At 64.5% G+C, this 19,411-nt stretch carries 20 protein-coding genes; 7 read left to right on the forward strand and 13 right to left on the reverse strand.

The window, feature by feature from the left end; all coding sequences use genetic code 11:
* Positions 1 to 158: 158 nt before the first annotated feature.
* From B2V90_RS01510 to coxB, 9 genes are all read right to left on the reverse strand, one after another.
* A complete protein-coding gene (locus tag B2V90_RS01510) occupies positions 159 to 1,028 on the reverse strand; it encodes a class I SAM-dependent methyltransferase (protein WP_228221043.1) in 870 nt (289 codons plus the stop codon).
* The gene (thrC, locus tag B2V90_RS01515) at positions 1,025 to 2,440 is read right to left on the reverse strand and encodes a threonine synthase (RefSeq protein ID WP_228221044.1); all 1,416 of its coding nucleotides are present in this window, start codon (positions 2,438 to 2,440) and stop codon (positions 1,025 to 1,027) included. The genes B2V90_RS01510 and thrC overlap by 4 nt, the downstream gene beginning before the upstream one ends.
* Positions 2,441 to 2,484: 44 nt before the next feature.
* The gene (locus B2V90_RS01520; protein WP_228221045.1) at positions 2,485 to 3,138 is read right to left on the reverse strand and encodes an SURF1 family protein; all 654 of its coding nucleotides are present in this window, start codon (positions 3,136 to 3,138) and stop codon (positions 2,485 to 2,487) included.
* A gap of 94 nt (positions 3,139 to 3,232) precedes the next feature.
* Entirely contained in the window at positions 3,233 to 4,063 is an 831-nt protein-coding gene (locus B2V90_RS01525; RefSeq protein ID WP_228221046.1) for a cytochrome c oxidase subunit 3, read from the reverse strand.
* 35 nt (positions 4,064 to 4,098) lie between these two features.
* Positions 4,099 to 4,674 carry a cytochrome c oxidase assembly protein gene (locus B2V90_RS01530; RefSeq protein WP_228221047.1) on the reverse strand — a complete coding sequence of 192 codons (576 nt, stop codon included), beginning with the start codon at positions 4,672 to 4,674 and terminating at the stop codon, positions 4,099 to 4,101.
* Entirely contained in the window at positions 4,674 to 4,811 is a 138-nt protein-coding gene (locus tag B2V90_RS01535) for a hypothetical protein (protein ID WP_009822907.1), read from the reverse strand. Before B2V90_RS01535 ends, B2V90_RS01530 begins: the two co-directional genes overlap by 1 nt.
* Complete coding sequence (locus tag B2V90_RS01540) at positions 4,808 to 5,728, reverse strand: heme o synthase (RefSeq protein WP_009822908.1); 921 nt, start codon at positions 5,726 to 5,728, stop codon at positions 4,808 to 4,810. Before B2V90_RS01540 ends, B2V90_RS01535 begins: the two co-directional genes overlap by 4 nt.
* A gap of 99 nt (positions 5,729 to 5,827) precedes the next feature.
* On the reverse strand, positions 5,828 to 7,498 hold the full coding sequence (ctaD, locus tag B2V90_RS01545; RefSeq protein WP_009822909.1) for a cytochrome c oxidase subunit I: 1,671 nt from the start codon (positions 7,496 to 7,498) through the stop codon (positions 5,828 to 5,830).
* A 13-nt stretch (positions 7,499 to 7,511) separates the two neighbouring features.
* Positions 7,512 to 8,579 (reverse strand): cytochrome c oxidase subunit II, encoded by a 1,068-nt coding sequence (gene coxB / locus B2V90_RS01550; protein WP_228221048.1) that lies wholly within the window; start codon positions 8,577 to 8,579, stop codon positions 7,512 to 7,514.
* Positions 8,580 to 8,862: 283 nt separating this feature from the next.
* On the opposite strand from coxB, the gene pyrE reads away from it, so the two are divergent.
* The 6 genes from pyrE (at position 8,863) to B2V90_RS01580 (ending at position 13,115) form a co-directional block, all read left to right on the forward strand.
* Positions 8,863 to 9,444: an orotate phosphoribosyltransferase gene (gene pyrE / locus B2V90_RS01555; RefSeq protein WP_009822911.1), complete on the forward strand. Its 582-nt coding sequence runs from the start codon at positions 8,863 to 8,865 to the stop codon at positions 9,442 to 9,444.
* A 4-nt stretch (positions 9,445 to 9,448) separates the two neighbouring features.
* Positions 9,449 to 10,177, forward strand: coding sequence for a pyridoxine 5'-phosphate synthase (locus tag B2V90_RS01560; protein ID WP_228221049.1), 729 nt, complete (start codon positions 9,449 to 9,451; stop codon positions 10,175 to 10,177).
* Between the two features lie 109 nt (positions 10,178 to 10,286).
* On the forward strand, positions 10,287 to 10,688 hold the full coding sequence (gene acpS, locus B2V90_RS01565; RefSeq protein ID WP_228221050.1) for a holo-ACP synthase: 402 nt from the start codon (positions 10,287 to 10,289) through the stop codon (positions 10,686 to 10,688).
* A 35-nt stretch (positions 10,689 to 10,723) separates the two neighbouring features.
* Complete coding sequence (gene lepB / locus B2V90_RS01570) at positions 10,724 to 11,596, forward strand: signal peptidase I (protein WP_228221087.1); 873 nt, start codon at positions 10,724 to 10,726, stop codon at positions 11,594 to 11,596.
* Positions 11,597 to 11,617: 21 nt separating this feature from the next.
* Entirely contained in the window at positions 11,618 to 12,700 is a 1,083-nt protein-coding gene (locus tag B2V90_RS01575; protein WP_009822915.1) for an AI-2E family transporter, read from the forward strand.
* 85 nt (positions 12,701 to 12,785) lie between these two features.
* The gene (locus tag B2V90_RS01580) at positions 12,786 to 13,115 is read left to right on the forward strand and encodes a hypothetical protein (protein ID WP_009822916.1); all 330 of its coding nucleotides are present in this window, start codon (positions 12,786 to 12,788) and stop codon (positions 13,113 to 13,115) included.
* A 62-nt stretch (positions 13,116 to 13,177) separates the two neighbouring features.
* Here B2V90_RS01580 and B2V90_RS01585 read toward each other — a convergent pair whose 3' ends face one another.
* Both B2V90_RS01585 and rpsU read right to left on the reverse strand, forming a co-directional pair.
* Positions 13,178 to 13,738: an FKBP-type peptidyl-prolyl cis-trans isomerase gene (locus B2V90_RS01585; protein WP_228221051.1), complete on the reverse strand. Its 561-nt coding sequence runs from the start codon at positions 13,736 to 13,738 to the stop codon at positions 13,178 to 13,180.
* 78 nt (positions 13,739 to 13,816) lie between these two features.
* On the reverse strand, positions 13,817 to 14,023 hold the full coding sequence (rpsU, locus tag B2V90_RS01590) for a 30S ribosomal protein S21 (protein WP_021226581.1): 207 nt from the start codon (positions 14,021 to 14,023) through the stop codon (positions 13,817 to 13,819).
* Positions 14,024 to 14,248: 225 nt separating this feature from the next.
* Here rpsU and B2V90_RS01595 point away from each other — a divergent pair, with 225 nt between their 5' ends.
* Entirely contained in the window at positions 14,249 to 15,007 is a 759-nt protein-coding gene (locus tag B2V90_RS01595) for a class II aldolase/adducin family protein (protein ID WP_228228067.1), read from the forward strand.
* A 14-nt stretch (positions 15,008 to 15,021) separates the two neighbouring features.
* Here B2V90_RS01595 and B2V90_RS01600 read toward each other — a convergent pair whose 3' ends face one another.
* Positions 15,022 to 18,600 (reverse strand): hydantoinase B/oxoprolinase family protein, encoded by a 3,579-nt coding sequence (locus B2V90_RS01600; protein ID WP_228221053.1) that lies wholly within the window; start codon positions 18,598 to 18,600, stop codon positions 15,022 to 15,024.
* A gap of 169 nt (positions 18,601 to 18,769) precedes the next feature.
* Positions 18,770 to 19,336: an outer membrane protein gene (locus tag B2V90_RS01605; RefSeq protein ID WP_037543164.1), complete on the reverse strand. Its 567-nt coding sequence runs from the start codon at positions 19,334 to 19,336 to the stop codon at positions 18,770 to 18,772.
* Between the last annotated feature and the right edge of the window lie 75 nt (positions 19,337 to 19,411).

Below are 19,411 nucleotides of genomic sequence, written 5' to 3' on the forward strand. Positions count from 1 at the left end.
CGGCCGCGTGGGCGCTGGCGCATTGCCGGGAGGGCCGACGCACGAGGCCAACAGCACCAGGAGGGACGAAGCGGTAGCAAAGGTCGAGGAAAAGCGCATGGTCCCCGTCATGCCGGACCGCGCCGAACGGCTCAACCCGAAAAGGACCGATGGTGCGATCAGCGCCGCCAGCGCGCCCAAATGGCGGTCGGCAGCAGCAACCCGCGCCGTTCCTCCCGCACCGCCAGTTCGCCTGCTTCCACCGTGCCGGGCAGGTCGGCGAACGCCTGACGCAGCAATTCCCCGATCGCCAGCGCCGACATGCGCACGGCATAGACGGTCAGGAACAGAAAATGGCTGTCGGCGTCTAGCAAGGCGCGGCAATTGGCGATCAGGCCCGGCAGATCCTCCTCCAACCGCCACACCTCGCCATCGGGGCCACGGCCATATTTGGGCGGATCGAGCAGGATGCCGTCATAGCGGCGCCCGCGCCGAACTTCGCGGGCAACGAATTTGGCGGCATCCTCGACGATCCAGCGGACCGGCCGGTCCTCCATACCCGACAGCGCCGCATTGGCGCGCGCCTGCGCCACCGATTTCTTCGACGCATCGACATGGACCATCCGCGCGCCGCCCGCCGACAGGGCCAGCGTGCCGACGCCCGTATAGCCGAACAGGTTCATGACCTCCGCATCGGGCTTGTCGGCCATGGAACCGCGCAAATCGTCCCACACCGGCGCCATGTCGGGAAAGAAGCCCAGATGGCGAAAGGGCGTGCAGCTCGACTGGAACGTTACCTCTTTCCAATGGAGCGGCCAGCCCTCGACCGGCACCGGCTGCTCATAATACCAGCGGCCGCCGCCATCCTCGTCCGATCCGGGAATGAATTCGCCGTCCGCGCGCCAATCGTCACTCGCGGGCTGCCACATCGCCTGCGGTTCGGGGCGGATGAAGCGGAAACGGCCATAGCGTTCCAGCTTGCGCCCGTTGCCCGAATCGATCAGGCCATAATCCGACCAGGGTTCGCCGATGAGAGTCGTGAGGTTCAAGCCGGACCGGCTCCGTGCCGCGGCGTCGCGCGCTCAGCGACATAGGTGGTGATGGCCTCGAACGTCGCGGGCAGACGGTCATAATGCTCTTCGCGCGCGAACAGGTCGCCCACCCGCGCCGGCAGCGGCGGACGCAGGCCGGTCGCCCGTTCCACCGCATCGGGAAATTTGGCGGCATGGGCGGTCGCCAGCGTCACCACGGGCACGTCGGCGCCAACGTCAGCGGCGCGTGCGGCGGCAAGGCCGATGGCACTGTGCGGATCGATCACGTGCCCCGCTGCGTCATAGGCCCAGCGCATCGCCATGGTCATGGCGTCGGCGTCGATGCGCGCCGATGACAGCAAGCGCGCCGCGCCGTCGCGCTGCGCATTGGTGAGGCGCATCGCACGGCTCGTTTCAAAGCCGCGCATTTGGTCGGCAAGCGCCGCGCCATCGCGGCCGCCCGCGTCGAACAGCAGCCGCTCGAAATTGGAGCTGACCTGAATGTCCATGCTGGGCGTGGCGGTGGGCACGACCTGGCCCTGGCTATAATCGCCCTCCCCCAGTGCGCGGTGGAGAATATCGTTCACATTGGTCGCGACGATCAGCTTTGCCACCGGCAGGCCCATCCGTGCGGCGACATAGCCGGCAAAGACATCGCCGAAATTGCCGGTCGGGACGGAAAAGGCCACGGCCCGTTCCGGCGCGCCCAGGCGCACGGCAGCGTAGAAATAATAGACGATCTGCGCCATCAGGCGCGCCCAGTTGATGCTGTTGACGGCGGACAGGTTGAAGCGGCTCTTGAAATCCGCATCGTTGAACATGGCCTTCACCAGCGCCTGCGCATCGTCGAAGCTGCCGGAGATCGCGATATTATGGATGTTGGGCGCGCGCACCGTGGTCATCTGACGACGCTGGACGTCGGACACGCGGCCTTCGGGGTGCAGCATGAAGATGTCGATCTTCGCACGTCCCGCCACCGCGTCGATCGCCGCCGATCCGGTATCGCCCGACGTAGCGCCGACGATGGTCAGATGATCGTCGCGGCGCGACAGGAAGCGTTCGAACAAATGGCCGAGCAGTTGCAGCGCCACGTCCTTGAAGGCGAGCGTGGGGCCATGGAACAGTTCGAGCATCCACTGCTGATGGTCCAGCTGGACCAGCGGCGTGACGGCCTGATGGCTGAACCGGGAATAGGCGGCCGCGCACAGGTCGCGCAATTCGTCTTCGCTGAGCGATCCGGCAACGAACGGAGTCATGACCCGAACGGCGGTTTCGACATAGGAGAGGCCGGCCATCGCGCGAATCTGGTCGGCGGTGAAGGCCGGCCATTGCGTGGGCAGGTAAAGGCCGCCATCCGACGCCAGCCCCGCCAGCGTCACATCCTCAAACCCGAGCGCGGGCGCGCTCCCCCTGGTGCTCTGATATTGCATGATGGCTAAGCGCGGTAGCGGCAGCGGGCGCGGGGAGCAAGCGTTTAGGCGGGCTTGCCGCTGCCGCCTCGCCGGCGCAGGGCCAATATGTAGATCACCACCGCCACCGCCGCGAAGAGGAACCATTGGACGGCATAGGCCAGGTGATTGTTGGGAAGGTCGGCGACGCTGGGTGGTGCCAGCGGCTTGAGGCCGGGTGGGGCGGATCGGGCGATCAGCATGGGTCGGAGTGGCGGAGCTGCACCGCCGACGCGCGTGAACAGCGGGCGATGGTCTGGTTCCTGGCTGATCCAGCCGGCAATCTGGCCGCCGGTCCAACTGGGCACCTGATCGGGCTTTTGTCCGACGCCGACTGCGACCAGCACGCCCGGCCCTTCCGCGCCGGTGGCGCACTGCGCGATATGGCGATAGCCGGTGCTGCCATCGGCCGCCCGCCCGGCCTCCACGCGCCAGTCGACCACGCGCAGGCAATGCACGGACGATCGGCGGAACAGCAGGTCGGGCGCAATCGGCGGCAGCATGGGAAAGGCGACGGAGGGACGCTGGGGATTTGCCGCAGCCAAGGCGATGGCGTCACGTTTTTCGGCGCGGCGCTCCAATTGCCAGATGCCAAGGCCGATCATCGTCAAGGCGGCCAGAATGACCAGCAATGTGGGCAGGGTCGGAATGCGTGTAGAAGGGTGAGACGGTCCGGTCATGCGGGATGCTTACCCAATAGCTGCCGATAGAGAAACGGCCGGCGTGTGAAGCGCCGGCCGTCGATCCTGATTGCAATATCGTCCGTGTGCCGGCTCAACCGCCGTGGACCGGCGCGCTCCAGCCGCCCCAGACATAGATGGCGACGAAGAGGAACAGCCAGAGGACGTCGACGAAATGCCAGTACCAGGCTGCGGCTTCGAAGCCGAAATGCTGGCGCGGGGTAAAATGCCCCTGATAGGCGCGGACCAGATTGACGATCAGGAAGATCGTGCCGACCAGGACGTGGAAGCCATGGAAGCCGGTCGCCATGTAAAAGGCCGAGCTGTAGGGATTGCCACCGAAGCCGAAAGGCGCGTGCATATATTCATAGGCCTGGATGCTGCTGAACAACGCGCCCAGAATGATGGTGCACCACAACCCTTTGATCAGGCCATCGCGGTCGCCATGGATCAGGCTGTGATGCGCCCAGGTCACGGTCGTGCCCGAACACAGCAGGATGAGCGTGTTGAGCAAAGGGAGCTCAAACGCGTTCATCACCTCGATATCCTTGGACGGGAACAGCCCCTCGATCGGCGGCAGCAGGCTGGGGAAGAGCGCAAAGTCGAAAAAGGCCCAGAACCAGCCGACGAAGAACATGACTTCGGACGCGATGAAAAGGATCATGCCATAGCGCAGATGGAGTTGCACCACCGGCGTATGATCGCCCGCATGCGCTTCGCTGATGACATTGCCCCACCAGCTGAACATGGTGAACAGCACGCCGGCCAGCCCAATCAGGAAGACCCAGCCGCCGCCCGGCCCCATGGCGTCGGGATGCATCCACATGATCGCGCCCAGCGCCATCACCAGCGCCGACATCGAGCCGAAAAACGGCCAGATGCTGGGCGGAAGAATATGGTAATCGTGATTCTTGGCGCCTGCCATGCGTATCTTCCCCGTTTCCTGTTCTGTGCCGGACCTTAGCCCGCCTTCTGCCTCTGCTCAACAGGGTAGAAAGTGTAGCTCAGCGTAATCTCTTGCGTATCCTTATTGTCGGGATCGGCCAATATCTTGGGATCGACATAATAGAGCACCGGCATCCGCACTTCCTGCCCCGGCTGCAATGTCTGCTGGGTGAAGCAGAAACATTCGATCTTGGTGAAATAAGCGCCGGCCTGAGTCGGAGTGACGTTGAAGCTGGCGGTGCCGGTGACGGGCCGATCCGACATATTTTTGGCGACGAAAATGGCCATCGACTTGGCGCCCACGGTTACGGTCTGCGTCGGGCGTTCCGGATGGAATTGCCAGGGCATGCCGGGCTGAACATTCGAATCGAACCGGATTGAAAGCATGTGCCCGGTCGCCTGCTGCACATCCACGCCAGCGTCAGCGCGCTGTGTCGTGCCATTGAAGCCGGTTTGTTGACAGAAGATACGATAGAGCGGCACCGAGGCGAAGCCGAGCCCCAGCATGGCGAGGCCGACGCCGATCATGGCGAGGAAGGTGCGCCGGTTGCGCCGCGCGCGATCAAAGGGCGAGGGCGGAAGCGTGGCCATCAGATCGCGTCGCTCGCGCCGATCTTCGCCAGCGTGATGGCAAAGAATAATATGACGAGAAAGCCGAGCAGCAGGCCGGTCACGATGGACCGCGACTTTTGCCGGGCGCGCACCAGATCCTGTTCTTCGGGGGTCATGCCAGCAGCCAGCGGTCAACGACCACCGCCCCAAACAAGAGGAAGAGGTAGAGGATCGAATATTTGAACAGGCGCTTTTCCGGCTTCATGCGCGCAGGATCGCTTTCGCGCCGGCGATAGACCTGAAAGGCGAACAGCGCGAACAGCGCCGTACCCAGCAGCGCAGTCGTGCCGTAGATGACACCGGTGAGATTCAGCAGAACGGGCGCGAGCGCCGCGACCGCCATGATGGCGGTGTAGAACCAGATTTGCCGCCGGGTCGCGACCTCGCCCGACACGACGGGCAGCATGGGGATGCCGGCGGCGGCATAATCGGTCTTCACGAACAGGGCGAGCGCCCAGAAATGGGGCGGCGTCCAGAAGAAGATCAGCATGAACAGGGCAATGGGCAGCGCGCTGACATCGCCGGTCACGGCCGCCCAGCCGATCACTGGCGGGAAAGCGCCGGCTGCGCCGCCGATGACGATATTCTGCGCCGTGCGGGGCTTGAGCCAGATGGTGTAGACGAAGACATAGAAGAGGATCGAGACGGCGAGCACGGCGCTCGCCAGCCAGTTGGTCGCCATGCCCATCAGGATGACCGAGAAGAAGGAGAGGCCGACGCCAAAGTGCAGCGCGGCTTGCCGGTCCATCCGGCCGGCCGGCAGCGGGCGGGAGGCGGTGCGCTTCATCTTTGCATCGATATCCGCTTCCCACCATTGGTTGAGCGAGGCGGCGGCGCCCGCGCCAAGCGCGATGCAGAGGATGGCGGTGAAGGCGAGGACCGGATGGATATGACCGGGCGCGGCGAGGAGGCCGCACAGGCCGGTGAACACAACCAGCGTCATCACGCGCGGCTTCGTCAGCGCGACGAAGTCGCGCCAATGGGCCGGCAGGACGGGCGTATGAACCCCGGTCAGGAAGGGCGAACTGGCCATAATCTCCTCATGCGATCAGCGCGCACCATATACCCGCGCGCCGATGTCGCGCAAATGGGCGGAAGGTCCAAGCCGTCCGCCCATGTGCGTCCCCGTTCGTCAGTCGACGACGGGCAGCGTTTCGAACTGGTGGAAGGGCGGCGGGCTGGTCAGCGTCCATTCCAGCGTCGTCGCGCCTTCGCCCCACGGATTGCCTTCCGCCTTCTTGCCGGCCGCGAGCGACCAGATGAGGTTGACGAAGAAAATCAGCATGCCCGCCGCCATGATTTCATAACCATGGCTGGCAATGCCGTTCCAATAGGCAAAGGCTTCGGGATAATCGGGATAACGGCGCGGCATACCCGACAGGCCCAGGAAGTGCATGGGGAAGAACAACAGGTTCACGCCGGCGAAGAAGACCCAGAAATGGAGCTGGCCGAGGAACTCGTTATACATTTTGCCCGACATTTTCGGGAACCAGTAGTAGAAGCCGGCGAACAGGCCGAACACCGCGCCCAGCGAGAGCACATAGTGGAAGTGCGCCACGACATAATAAGTGTCGTGCAGCACATCGTCGACGCCGCCATTGGCAAGCACCACACCGGTGACGCCACCCACGGTGAAGAGGAAGATGAAGCCCAGCGCCCAGACCATCGGTGTCTTGAAGCTGATCGATCCGCCCCAGATCGTCGCGATCCACGAGAAGATCTTGATGCCGGTCGGCACCGCGATGACCATGGTCGCAGCGGTGAAATACATCTTCACGTTCACCGACATGCCGGTGGTGAACATATGGTGCGCCCAGACGACGAAGCCGACCACGCCGATCGCGACCATGGCATAGGCCATGCCGAGATAGCCAAAGACGGGCTTGCGGCTAAAGGTCGAGACGATCTGGCTGATGATGCCGAAGCCCGGCAGGATCATGATGTAGACTTCGGGGTGGCCGAAGAACCAGAAGAGATGCTGGTAGAGTTCGGGATCGCCGCCGCCTGCCGCATCGTAGAAGGTGGTGCCGAAATTGCGATCGGTCAGCAGCATGGTGATCGCGGCGGCCAGCACCGGCAGGGCGAGCAGCAGCAGGAACGCCGTGACCAGCACCGACCAGACGAACAGCGGCATCTTGTGCAGGGTCATGCCCGGCGCGCGCATGTTGAGAATGGTGGTGATGAAATTGATCGCGCCCAGGATCGAGGACGCGCCGGCGATGTGCAGCGACAGGATCGCCATGTCGACGGCAGGTCCGGCCGACCCGCTGGTCGAAAGCGGCGCATAGACGGTCCAGCCGGTCCCCGCGCCATTGCCGGTGCCGCCGGGGACGAAGGTCGAACCCAGAAGCAGCGCGAAGGCAGGGATGAGTAGCCAGAAGCTGATATTGTTCATGCGCGGGAAGGCCATGTCCGGCGCGCCGATCATGATCGGCACGAACCAGTTGCCAAAACCGCCGATCATCGCAGGCATCACCATGAAGAAGACCATGATGAGACCATGCGCGGTGATGAGCACGTTCCAGAGGTGATAGGCCTGATCCAGCGTCGCCGAAGGGCCGTCGCTGAAGCGTGCCCAGGTCTGGAGATACTGGATGCCCGGTTCCGCCAGTTCGGCGCGCATCAAGCCCGAAATCGCGCCGCCGATGATGCCGGCGATGATCGCGAAGATCAGATAGAGGGTGCCGATGTCCTTGTGGTTGGTGGACATGAACCAGCGCTGGAAGAAGGCTGGCTTGTGATCGGCGTCATGATCATGCCCATGGGCGTGATCGCCATGATGATCTGCGGTAATGGTGGTCATGGCCTTGCCCCTCTCAAAGCGTCGTCGTGCCGGCGTCGCTGGCCGGCGGTCCGGGCAGTGCGCTGCCCTGTTGCGGTCCCATCTGGCCGGCCGGAGCGGCGGTGCCGCCCTTCAACGTGCCGCCCTGCGAGAGGACCCACTGGTCGAACTGAGCCGGCGGCAGCGCCTCGATCGCGATCGGCATGAAGCCGTGGCGCGCGCCACACAGTTCGGAACATTGCCCATAATAAACGCCGGGCTTGTCGATGGTGAAGCTCTTTTCATTGAGGCGGCCGGGGACGGCGTCCATCTTTACCCAGAGCGAGGGCACGGCAAAGCTGTGGATCACGTCGGCGCCGGTGATGATCAACTTGATCGGGCGACCGACCGGCAGCACCAGACGATTGTCGGGCGCCAGCAGATAGGGCTCGCCATTGGCCTTCGCCTGATCCTCCGTCAGCATGTTCGACACAAATTCAGGAATGCCGGCGTCGGGATATTCATAGCCCCAATACCATTGATAGCCCGTGACCTTGACGGTCAGCGCATCTTTGGGCGCGGGGCGATACTGGTCGGCGAGCAGTCCGATCGAAGGCACCGCGATCGCCAGCAGGATCAGCACCGGAACCACCGTCCAGACGACTTCGATCACGGTGTTGTGCGAGGTTTTGGACGGCACCGGGTTGGCAGCGCGGCGATAGCGCCACATCACATAGAGCATCAAAACCAGCACGAAGATCGAGATGATGGTGATGATCGGCACCAGCATGACATCGTGCAGCCAGCGGGCGGTCCTGCCGGTTTCGGTAAACTGTTCCTGCAACGTGATTTCGCCCGGACGCGGCATGCCGATGCCTTCGGTCGGCTTCATGCGCGGCGGCGGCGCAACCTTGGCCGCAGGTGCCGCTTCACTGACATTCGCGACATTGGCATCGGCCGAATCGGCAGGCGCGCCAGGATCGGAGGATTTGGGATCGGCATCGACCGGCGTGGCGGCAACGGGTGCGGCCGCTTCATTCTGCGCAAGCGCCTGGCCATTCATCGCCATCGCCGGCGCAAAAGCCAGCAGACCAGCGAGAATGAACGATTTCACCTTCATCATAGCGTCTTCGTACCCCTAACCCCTTGGCGCCGCTGCAACGAAAACGCATCCATTTTGCCGTCCTCGCCCGTTCGGTCTGCGGCGGCTTATAGGGATGCTTTCCCGCTGCCTCAAGCACAGATGGAGCAGATTTTCTTCGCTGTTGCAACGCATCCCCGGCCCGCCTATCTCGCTGCTTCGCGCACAGGGGCGCGGCATGGCGGCGTGTCTGCGCGCGGCCATGGGGTGAAGGCGGCCCGGCCACCGACAGGGTGCCGGCCGCGCGACGGGATGTGAATACGACATGACTGACGAGGACGTATTGGCGGAATTCCGGGCGGCGGGCGCGCTGCTGGAGGGGCATTTCATTCTGTCGTCGGGTCGTCGCAGCGGCAATTATCTGCAATGCGCACGGGTGCTGATGAATGCCGAGCGCGCCGGCAAGCTGGCGCGCGCGATGGTGCAGAAACTGCCCCGCGAAGTGCGCCAGGACATTGATCTGGTGGTGTCGCCGGCGATGGGTGGCCTCATCATCGGGCATGAAGTCGGCCGCGCGCTGGACCGGGACGCGATTTTTCTGGAGCGGCCGGAAGGGACGTTCGAATTGCGCCGGGGCTTTGCCATCACGCCGGGGCAAAAGATACTGATGGTCGAGGATGTCGTGACCACCGGCCTGTCGTCGCGCCAGGCGATCGAGGCGGTGGAGGCCGAGGGCGGCATCGTGATCGGGGAAGTCGCGCTGGTCGACCGGTCGGCGGGCGAGGTCGATTTGGGCGTGCCCTTCTATCCGCTCGTGTCGATCAATTTCCCGGTCTATGACGCGGACGCGCTGCCACCGGAACTGGAGGCCATTCCCGCGACCAAGCCCGGCAGCCGGAAGCAATAGCTCCATGCCCACGCCGCTGCGCCTCGGGGTCAATATCGACCATGTCGCGACCATCCGCAACGCGCGGGGCGGCGCGCATCCCGATCCGGTGAAGGCCGCGTTGCTGGCCGTGAAGGCGGGCGCGGACGGCATCACCGCCCATCTGCGCGAGGATCGCCGCCATATCCGCGACGAGGATATCGCGATGCTGATGGCAGCGCTGGACGTGCCGCTCAATCTGGAGATGGCGGCGACGCAGGAAATGCTGGAGATCGCGCTGCGCCACAAACCGCACGCTGCCTGCATCGTGCCCGAAAAGCGCGAGGAGCGCACGACAGAAGGCGGGCTGGACGCAGCGGGGCAGTATGAGGCGCTGGCACCGATCGTCGAGAAGCTGGTCGAGGCCGGCATCCGCGTGAGCCTGTTCATCGAGGCGGACGCCGCGCAGATCGACGCAGCCATCCGGCTCGGCGCGCCCGTGGTCGAATTTCACACCGGCGCCTATGCCCATCTGGACGGAGCGGCGCGCGCGGGCGAACTGCGCCGAATCGCCGATGCCGCCGCGCTGGCAGCCAAGAACGGGATCGAGCCGCATGCCGGCCATGGCCTGACCTTCGACAATGTCGGACCGGTCGCCGCCATCCCGCAGATCGCCGAACTCAATATCGGCCATTTCCTGATTGGCGAGGCGATTTTCGGCGGGCTGGAAGGCAGCATTCGCGAGATGCGGCGGCAGATGGATCTGGCGCGGTGATGCTCCCAAGCAGGTATCCCGGCAAAGGCTTGGATCGCAGGCGTCAAGGGTTCAATCTGGATGCCCAAGACCCCGGCCTTCGCTGGGGTGACGGCCTTGGACGGCCATCATGATCATCGGACTTGGATCCGACCTCTGCAATATCGAGCGAATCCAGAATTCGCTCGATCGCTTCGGCGACCGCTTCATCCAGCGGGTCTTCACGTCGGTCGAGCAGGCCAAGGCGGCGCGACGTCCGCTGACCCGCGCGGGCACGCTGGCCAAGCGCTTCGCCGCCAAGGAGGCTTTTTCCAAGGCGGTGGGGACGGGGTTCAAGGCAGGCGTGTTCATGAAGGATATCGGCGTCGTTAACGCGCCGTCCGGCGCACCGACGCTCGCGTTGACCGGCGGCGCGCTGACGCGGCTGGAGTCGATTGTACCGGTGGGTTATAGGCCGGTCATTCACCTGACGCTCACGGACGATCATCCATGGGCGCAAGCCTTCGTCATCATCGAGGCGCTGCCTTCGTGACCCTGCCCCCCGCCGAACGCCAAGAGACTTCGCCCATGCCGGCCATCGACACGCCCCAGGACAGCGCCACGCCTGCTGGGGAGCAGGAAAAGGACGGCGTCAACTGGTGGCATGAACTGCGCAGCATCACGCTGCTGATCCTGGCGGTGCTGGCGTTCCACAGCTTCGTCGCCAAGCCTTTCTACATTCCGTCCGAATCGATGATGCCGGTGCTGCTGACCGGCGACCGGCTGGTGGTGAGCAAATTCCCCTATGGCTGGTCCTATGTCTCGCCCAGCTTCCACCCCCTGCCCTTCCTCAAAGGGCGCGTGCTAGGGCGCCTGCCCCAGCGCGGGGACATCGTCATCGTGTCCCCCCACAACCGGCGGGAGGATTATATCAAGCGGGTGATCGGCCTGCCAGGCGACATCATCGAAGTGCGAGGCGGGCAGGTGATCCTCAATGGCACCGCGGTCAAGCAAAAGGCGATGAAGCCGCTGCGCCTGCCGGTCGATGGCAACGCCCCCTGCTCGCCCGATCAGTTTCCCGGCGCGCGCGTACGCGGCGCGGACGGTCGCGACTATTGCGAACTGCCGGTGCGGCAGGAAATCCTGCCCAATGGCAAGACCTACCTCACCATCGACATGGGACCAAGCGCGCTAGACTGGTACGGCCCGGTGCGCGTGCCGGCCGACCATGTCTTCCTGATGGGGGACAATCGCGACAACAGTGCCGACAGCCGCGCGCCGCTGGCGGAAAACGGCCTTGGCGGGCCGGTGCCGTGGGAGGCGATCGGCGGCCGGGCCGAATTCATCACCTTCAGCCTGGACGGCGACGCCAGCTGGAATCCGCTCAGCTGGATCCACGCCTTCCGCAGCGGTCGAGCCGGGAACAGCCTGCGTCCACGGAGCGTTGCTGCCCCTGATTGACGATCAGAGGGGCACGGGGTTTTGAGCGAGACACACAAGCATGTCGAGGAACCCGGCCCCAGCGAAGTGCGCAGCCCCCTGGTCCAGCAGGAACTGAAGCGCGCCGGCGTCTGGTTCGGGCTGGCGATCGCCATCGCGCTGACGGCGCTGCTGGCGCAGCCGCTGATGCTGATCCTTGGGGCGATGGTGCTGGCCACGATGATGGACGGCGGATCGCGGTTACTGGGGCGTATCCTTCCGATCGGCAGGGGCTGGCGGCTGACGATTGTCCTGTTGAGCGCGGTCGCTTTTCTGGTGTGGACATTCTACCTTACTGGATCGAGCCTGGCTGCGCAGGCGCAGGCGATGCGCACCATCGTCGAGGCGCAGGTCACGCGGATTGGCGGCTGGATGCAGCAACTCGGCATCACGGCCACGCCCAGCGATTTGAAAGGCCTGGCCCAGCAGGCAATGAGTTCCATGGGGCGCGTAACGGCGGCGCTCGGCACGGCAATGGGTGCGATCACCGGCGGCGCGATGATGCTGGTACTGGCCATCTTCCTGGCGACCGAACCCAAACTCTACGAGCGCGGGGTCGCCTGGATGCTGCCGATGGACAAGCGCGCGCAATTCTACACCATCGCCGACAAGATGGGCTGGACGCTGCGCCGGCTGATGTTCGGGCGAATCATCGGCATGTCGGTCGAAGGCGTGGGCACCTGGCTGCTGCTGTGGGTGTTCGGCGTGCCGATGGCGGGGTTGCTGGGCATCCTCACCGGCCTCCTCGCCTTTCTGCCTAATATCGGGGCGATCATATCGGGCGTGCTCATTGTCCTGGTGGGCTTTTCCGGGGGCATGGACACGGGTCTCTACGCCGTGGGGGTTTATCTGGTCGTGCAGATCGTCGACGGCTATCTGATCGTGCCGATGGTGGCCAAGCGCGCGGTCGATTTGGCCCCTGCGCTGGTGCTGGCGGCACAGATCCTGTTCGGCGCACTGTTCGGCATCATCGGCCTGTTCCTGGCTGACCCGATCGTCGCGATGATCAAAGTCTATCTGGAGGAACGGTCAAAAGCATCCAGGTCCGACAGGGACAAGGCGCTGCTACAGCCCGCCGATGGTTGATCCAGGGTCAAATATCATAGGGAACATACGGGCTTTCCGTCGCTTGCTTTCAGCGTAAGATAGAAAAAATTGAAAGGAGCGGATCATGATGATGGACCTCGACAAGCAGAAGAAATTGCATTTCGATCTCACCAATGTGGGATTGCGCGCGCAGGCGACGGCGGCTGGATTGCTTCAGCTGTGCCTTGAACTGCGCGATTCGGGTATTCTGGACGAACCGGCGATCGACAGGATCAAGAATGCGATCGCCTGCGATATCGAGGTGTCCGCGCCCCGGTCAGTTGCCTGCCCCGAATATCGCCGCGATGTGCGCGAGCGGCTCGACAAGCTGTTTGCCGGACAGGCCAAGGTCGGCGATGCAGGGGCGCTTGCCTTTGGCGAGACGCCGGAAACCATCTGCAGCGACAACCAGTAAGGCAAAAGAAAAGGGGCCGACAGGCGGCCCCTTCCTCTCACTCGACTGGTTGCACGGCTGACTTATTGCCCCGGCTGCGGCGCCGCGCCCTGCTGCTGCATCATCTGCTGCTGCAACTGCATCAATTCCGCCTTGGACTTGAAGTCATGCAGGGTCACATCGAAGACCAGCACCGAGCCACCGGGGATCGGGCCATTGTCTTCAGCACCGTAACCCAGTTCCGACGGAATCCAGAGCCGGTACTTGCCGCCCTTCTTCATCTTTTGCAGGCCTTCGGAAAAGCCGGGCACGACGCCATCGACCGGCATCGGCGCCTGCGGATTTTCATCGAACACCGTGCCGTCCAGCAGCGCCCCCTTATAGCCGACAAGCGCGACATCGCTGCTCGTCGGGCTGGGGCCGCTGCCCTCTTCCAGCACCTTGTACTGGAGGCCCGATTCGGTCGTAACCACGCCCGTTTCATGGGCATTCTGAGCCAGGAAGGCAGCCGGCGACGGCGCGACGCCCTGCTGCCCCGCCCAGGCGAGGCCGCCCGCCGCCAGCGCGACGATGGCAACGCCGATCCAGAGCCGGGTCAGCGACCCCTTAGCGATGGGACGAAGGGGAACAGCCGTCGTGGACATGGGCTATGCTCGCTAAAGTCAGGGCAGGAAAGTCGTCAGCGGACGGGGCGGCGGCGCCCTCGTCCGGGATCAGGCGTCTTAACGAACGCCGTCGCGCTCGGCGCGCTTGCGTTCCATCTTGCGCGCGCGACGAACAGCGGCCGCCTTTTCACGAGCGCGCTTTTCCGACGGCTTCTCATAGTGACGGCGCAGCTTCATTTCGCGATACACGCCCTCGCGCTGCAGCTTCTTCTTGAGCGCGCGAAGAGCCTGGTCGACATTATTGTCGCGAACGATGATCTGCATAAGTCCGTCAATCTCCAATCAAAAACGGGCGGGTCGCCGGGACGTTTCTGTCCTTCCCGACGGCTCGACCGAATAGCAAAGCCAGTGAGTCGTCGCAGGTCGCCCTGCGCCATGTGGGCGGCGCCCTACCAGCAGAGTCGCGCAAACTCAAGCCTAAAGGCCATGATCTCGACTTTTGCGCCGGGCGGGCGGATAGTGGCCCGATAATAGACAGGAGGATCGCCGATGGCCAGCGCCGCACACAAAGCCGACATGACACCGCAGGAATGGGAAGCGCGCCAGCAACTCGCCGCCTGCTACCGCATATTCGACCATATGGGATGGTCGGAACTGATCTACAACCATATCACGCTGCGCGTGCCGGGCGAGGAGAGCGCCTTCCTGATCAACCCGTTCGGCCTTGGCTATCAGGAGGTGACGGCATCCAATCTGGTCAAGATCGACATTGACGGCCAGGTGCTGGACGGCAGCCCCTATCCAGTGAACCGCGCAGGGTTTACCCAGCATAGCGTCTTTCACCGCCACCTGCCCGACGCCCATTGCATCATCCACACCCACACGACCGCAGGGATGGCGGTGAGCGCCTGCGCCGAAGGATTGCGGCCGATCAGCTTCTACGCCGCCGCCTTTGCAGGGCAGATCGCCTATCATGATTTTGAAGGCGTCACGATCCGGCCGGAGGAAGGCGACAGGCTGATCGCCAATCTGGGCAGCAAGCGGGTGATGATGCTGCGCAATCATGGCACGCTGGTCATGGCGGCGAGCCTGCCGGAGGCCTTTTTGAAACACTGGTCCTTGCAGCGCGCCTGCGAGATCCAGGTTGCGGCCAGCGCGGCGGGCACGCCGGTCGACATCCCGGCCGACGTGATCGCCGTGCATCAGCGAGACCTGGCCGGCGTGCAATTGCCGGTTGGGCCGGGCGTTCCCGATTTCCAGGCGATGGTGCGGGTAATCGACCGGATCGATTCAAGCTGGAGGCAGTAAGCCGGGGCCGCGGGTCAGGCCTTGCCGAACCCGCCGCCACCGGGCGTTTCGATGATGAAGGCGTCGCCGGCGCAAAGCTCGACCGTGGCGGTGCTGCCAAGCGGTTCGACGGTGCCGTCGGCGCGCTCCACCCAGTTGCGCCCCGGCGCGCCGTCCGCGCCGCCGTTCAGGCCGAAGGGCGGCACCGTCCGTCGGTTGGCCAGGATGCCGGCCGTCATATCCTCTAGGAAGCGAATGCGGCGCACCGCGCCATCGCCGCCCCGATGCCGCCCTGCCCCGCCCGAACCCGGCCGGATCGAAAATTCCTCCAGCAATACCGGGAAGCGGGTTTCCAATATTTCGGGATCCGTCAGCCGGCTGTTGGTCATATGCGTCTGGACCACCGAAGCGCCGTCAAAATCTGGCCCCGCGCCCGATCCGCCAGCGATCGTCTCATAATATTGGTGCCGGTCATTGCCGTAGGTGAAATTGTTCATCGTGCCCTGCGCGCCGGCCATGACGCCCAGCGCGCCGAAGATCGCGTCGGTGACGACCTGGCTGGTTTCGACATTGCCCGCGACCACGGCAGCGGGGTGACGCGGCCGCAGCATCGACCCTTCGGGCACGATGATGGTGATCGGTTTTAGGCAGCCGTCATTCATCGGCACAGCCTCGTCAATCAGCGTGCGCACGACATAAAGCACGGCGGCGCGCACGACCGACAGGGGCGCGTTGAAATTGCCGGGCAGCTGGTCCGACGATCCGGTAAAGTCGATGGTGGCGGCGCGCGCGTCGGCATCAATGGCGACGGCGACTTTGACATGTGCGCCATTGTCCATGGCATAGGTGAAGCTGCCATCGTCGAGCCGCCCAATCAGCCGGCGGACGGCCGATTCGGCCTGATCCTGAACATGGGCCATATAGGCTGCGACGGTGTCGACCCCATATTCGTTACTTATCCGTATCAATTCGGATGCACCCTTGGCGCAGGCGGCGATCTGGGCGGACAGGTCGGCGATATTCTGGTCGATATTGCGGGCGGGATAAGGCCCTGAGCCAAGCAGGTCGCGAATCGCCACTTCGCGAAAATCGCCGCGATCGACGACCAGCAGATTGTCGAGGATGACGCCTTCTTCCTCCACCGACTGGCTACCCGGTGGCATCGACCCGGGCGTGATGCCGCCAATATCGGCATGATGCCCCCGCGCCGCGACGTGGAAGGCAGGCGCGGCGCGGCCTTCGACGAAAACCGGCATGATGACCGTGACGTCGGGCAGATGGGTGCCGCCGTCATAAGGCGCGTTGAGCGCGTAGACATCGCCCGGCTGCATGCCGCGCCCGTCGATCGGCCGCCCGTCCGCACCGGGACCGCGGCGTTGCAGGATAGCGCGGATACTGTCCCCCATGCTGCCCAGATGGACCGGCATATGCGGCGCATTGGCGACCAGATTGCCGGCGGCATCGAACAGCGCGCAGGAAAAATCGAGCCGTTCGCGAATGTTGACGGAGGAGGCGCTATGCTGAAGCGCGGCGCCCATTTCCTCGGCGATCGCCATGAAAAGCCCGCCCATCACCTCGAGCCGTACAGGGTCGACGCCGCTGCTTCGGCTCGCCTCTGGCGCGGGGCGGGGCTGGTGCCGGCTGAGGATGAGATTGCCGACGGCGTCCACGCGCGCGCGCCAGCCCGGCTCCACGACGGTGGTCGATACCGGGTCGATGACAAGCGCGGGACCGTCAATGTCGCTGTCGCGATTGAGGCCGGCGCGATCATGCACGGGCGCGGCACGGCCGCCGCAATCGACCTGCGCCAGCGGAGGCGCAGCCGCATCAGGAAAGAAGACAATATCGTCCATCGCCGCCCGGGTGGACGCGATCGCCTCGACCCGCGCCATGTCAATCAGGATCGCGCCACGCCCGTCGAAGCCGAAGCGCGCGCGGTGCTGCGCCAGGAAGTCCGCGCGCATCGCCGGCAAATCAGCAAGCGGCACGTCGAACAGGCTGTCGGTACGGTCATAGCGAAGCCGCAGCAGGATTTCGGTCCGGTCCGCCTGCGGCAGATCGGCGCGCGCGTCCGCCTCCATGGCGGCGAGTGCGGCCTGCAGCTGGGACATGGCGTCAGGCGCGAGCGGCAAGGCGAGCGTGCGTTCCCGCACCGCCCGCCGGTCGGCCAGACCCATGCCAAAGGCCGACAAGACACCGCCAAGCGGATGGATCATCACTCGGTCCATGCCGAGGGCGTCGGCGACCAGACAGGCATGCTGCCCGCCCGCGCCACCAAAACTGGCCAGGGTATAGCGCGCCACGTCATGGCCGCGCGCGACGGAAATGCGCTTGATGGCGTTCGCCATATTGGCGACGGCAACGGCGATGAAGCCCTCCGCCGCCTCGCGCGGGGTCATCACGCGGCCCGTTTCCTCCTTCACCTGCGCGCAGAGGGTGGCGAAACGCTGCGCCACGACGTCGCGATCCAATGGCTGGTCCCCGTTCGGGCCGAAAAGGCTGGGGAAGAAACCGGGCTGGATCTTGCCCAGCATGACGTTGCAATCGGTGATGGTAAGCGGCCCGCCGCGCCGGTAGCAGGCCGGTCCCGGCACCGCGCCCGCGCTTTCCGGCCCGACGCGAAAGCGACCATCGACAAAGGTGCAAATGGAGCCACCGCCCGCCGCGATCGTGTCGATCCGCATCATCGGCGCGCGCAGGCGAACGCCGGCCACCCGCGCTTCATTGTCCCGTTCATAGCTGCCAGCATAATGGGAGACATCGGTCGATGTGCCCCCCATATCAAAGCCGATCACGTCACGGAAACCCGCCTGTTCCGCGGTGCGCGCCAGACCGACGATGCCACCCGCCGGCCCGGACAGGACGGCGTCCTTCCCCCGGAACAGTGAACCGGGCGTCAGGCCGCCATTGGATTGCATGAAGAGCATGTCGGCCCGCCCGCCTAGAGCCGCGTGAAGCCCATCCACATAGGCGCGCAGCACAGGCGAGAGATAGGCGTCGGCCAGCGTGGTGTCGCCCCGGCCCACCAGCTTGATCAGCGGCGTAACATCGTGGCTGACGCTGATCTGGGTGAAGCCGACATCGGCGGCGATTTGCGCCAGTCGTTGTTCATGCGTGGGGTAACGATAGCCGTGCATCAGCAGGATCGCGACAGCGCGCAGCCCCTGGCCATATGCCGACTGGAGCGCGGCGCGCGCGGCCGGTTCGTCCAGTGCCACGCGCACGTCGCCATTGGCGGTCATCCGCTCGTCGATCTCGATGACGTCGTGATGGAGGGGATCGGGCAGGCGGATATTGCGCGCGAACAGATCGGGGCGTTCCTGCGTACCGATGCGAATGGCGTCGCGGAACCCGCGCGTGACGGCAAGGAGGACGGGCTCACCCTTACGCTCCAGCAAGGCATTGGTCGCGATGGTCGTGCCGATGCGCAGCGAACAGGGCGGGATAGGGCCGTCGCCTACGCCAGTGAGGCGGCGAACCGCTTCGACCGCGGCATCGGTATAGCGTTCAGGATCGCTGGAGAGCAGCTTGGCAGTGTGCAACCGCCCATCGGGGTCGCGCGCGACCACGTCGGTGAAGGTGCCGCCACGATCGATCCAGAAATGCCAGGTCATGGCATGCTGATGGCTGGCATCATGGAATATGGCAAGACGGGTTTGGGCGAATGCGGAACGGCTGCAGTCCTAAAAGCCGTTCCGCACCCCAACTCTCAGCCCGGGCGGGAGAGAGGTGACTGGTGAGAGACGGAACGAACAACCAGTGCCCGTCCCGTCCCTTCAAACATCAGAATTTCGCGACGACACCGGCCATCGGACGGATCGAGCGGAAATTGCCCAGCGTGTCGGCCTGAACGCGCAGACGGATGTTGCTGCTCTGGGCCGAGCTGCCCATGTCTGCGGGCGACAGTTCGACGCCAGCACCATAGGTCGTGCCATGAAAGTCGGGGCTGTCAGGACCAAGCGCGTCAAAATTGACCCACTTGTAGCCGACCTTGCCAAAAATCAGGCTGTCCTTGCCCGCTTTGACCCCCGCGCGGCCCGCCACGCCATATTCCCAGTCGATGTCGCCCGACACACCTTTGGATGCGGTGCCCTCGACGCCGACCACCAGCGGGCCAGCGACATTGTAATTCACGCCGGCGACGCCTTCGACCATGCGGCCCTTATAGCCGACGGGCGGGATGCCCTCCTTGCCGGTTTCGCTATCGAAATTATGCACGCCACCCATGACGCCGACATAGGGTTCGATGCGGCGGGTAGCGCCGGCGTCATCGACTGACCCGCTTTGGGCCATCGCGACGGCGGGAATCAGGGACGCGGCAGCGGCTGCCGAAATTAGCAGTGTCTTCATGGGGTTTGACCCTTTGATCTGTTGTTGATGCTTGCGGCGGTTTGGACCCGCCGGGCCGCGCAAATGGTGCTTCAA

This window comes from Sphingobium sp. UBA5915, assembly GCF_002431195.1.
GTDB lineage: Bacteria > Pseudomonadota > Alphaproteobacteria > Sphingomonadales > Sphingomonadaceae > Sphingobium > Sphingobium soli.

Excerpts from the sequence above, each read along its gene's own strand:
- B2V90_RS01540 (WP_009822908.1), bottom strand. The coding sequence starts at position 5,728 with ATGGCCAGTTCGCCCTTCCTGACCGGGGTTCATACGCCCGTCCTGCCG.
- B2V90_RS01595 (WP_228228067.1), top strand. The coding sequence starts at position 14,249 with ATGGCCAGCGCCGCACACAAAGCCGACATGACACCGCAGGAATGGGAA.
- B2V90_RS01585 (WP_228221051.1), bottom strand. The coding sequence starts at position 13,738 with ATGTCCACGACGGCTGTTCCCCTTCGTCCCATCGCTAAGGGGTCGCTG.
- thrC (WP_228221044.1), bottom strand. The coding sequence starts at position 2,440 with ATGCAATATCAGAGCACCAGGGGGAGCGCGCCCGCGCTCGGGTTTGAG.
- lepB (WP_228221087.1), top strand. The coding sequence starts at position 10,724 with ATGCCGGCCATCGACACGCCCCAGGACAGCGCCACGCCTGCTGGGGAG.
- B2V90_RS01525 (WP_228221046.1), bottom strand. The coding sequence starts at position 4,063 with ATGGCAGGCGCCAAGAATCACGATTACCATATTCTTCCGCCCAGCATC.
- B2V90_RS01560 (WP_228221049.1), top strand. The coding sequence starts at position 9,449 with ATGCCCACGCCGCTGCGCCTCGGGGTCAATATCGACCATGTCGCGACC.
- ctaD (WP_009822909.1), bottom strand. The coding sequence starts at position 7,498 with ATGACCACCATTACCGCAGATCATCATGGCGATCACGCCCATGGGCAT.
- B2V90_RS01520 (WP_228221045.1), bottom strand. The coding sequence starts at position 3,138 with ATGACCGGACCGTCTCACCCTTCTACACGCATTCCGACCCTGCCCACA.
- acpS (WP_228221050.1), top strand. The coding sequence starts at position 10,287 with ATGATCATCGGACTTGGATCCGACCTCTGCAATATCGAGCGAATCCAG.
- coxB (WP_228221048.1), bottom strand. The coding sequence starts at position 8,579 with ATGATGAAGGTGAAATCGTTCATTCTCGCTGGTCTGCTGGCTTTTGCG.
- B2V90_RS01530 (WP_228221047.1), bottom strand. The coding sequence starts at position 4,674 with ATGGCCACGCTTCCGCCCTCGCCCTTTGATCGCGCGCGGCGCAACCGG.
- B2V90_RS01605 (WP_037543164.1), bottom strand. The coding sequence starts at position 19,336 with ATGAAGACACTGCTAATTTCGGCAGCCGCTGCCGCGTCCCTGATTCCC.
- B2V90_RS01535 (WP_009822907.1), bottom strand. The coding sequence starts at position 4,811 with ATGACCCCCGAAGAACAGGATCTGGTGCGCGCCCGGCAAAAGTCGCGG.
- rpsU (WP_021226581.1), bottom strand. The coding sequence starts at position 14,023 with ATGCAGATCATCGTTCGCGACAATAATGTCGACCAGGCTCTTCGCGCG.
- pyrE (WP_009822911.1), top strand. The coding sequence starts at position 8,863 with ATGACTGACGAGGACGTATTGGCGGAATTCCGGGCGGCGGGCGCGCTG.
- B2V90_RS01600 (WP_228221053.1), bottom strand. The coding sequence starts at position 18,600 with ATGACCTGGCATTTCTGGATCGATCGTGGCGGCACCTTCACCGACGTG.
- B2V90_RS01580 (WP_009822916.1), top strand. The coding sequence starts at position 12,786 with ATGATGATGGACCTCGACAAGCAGAAGAAATTGCATTTCGATCTCACC.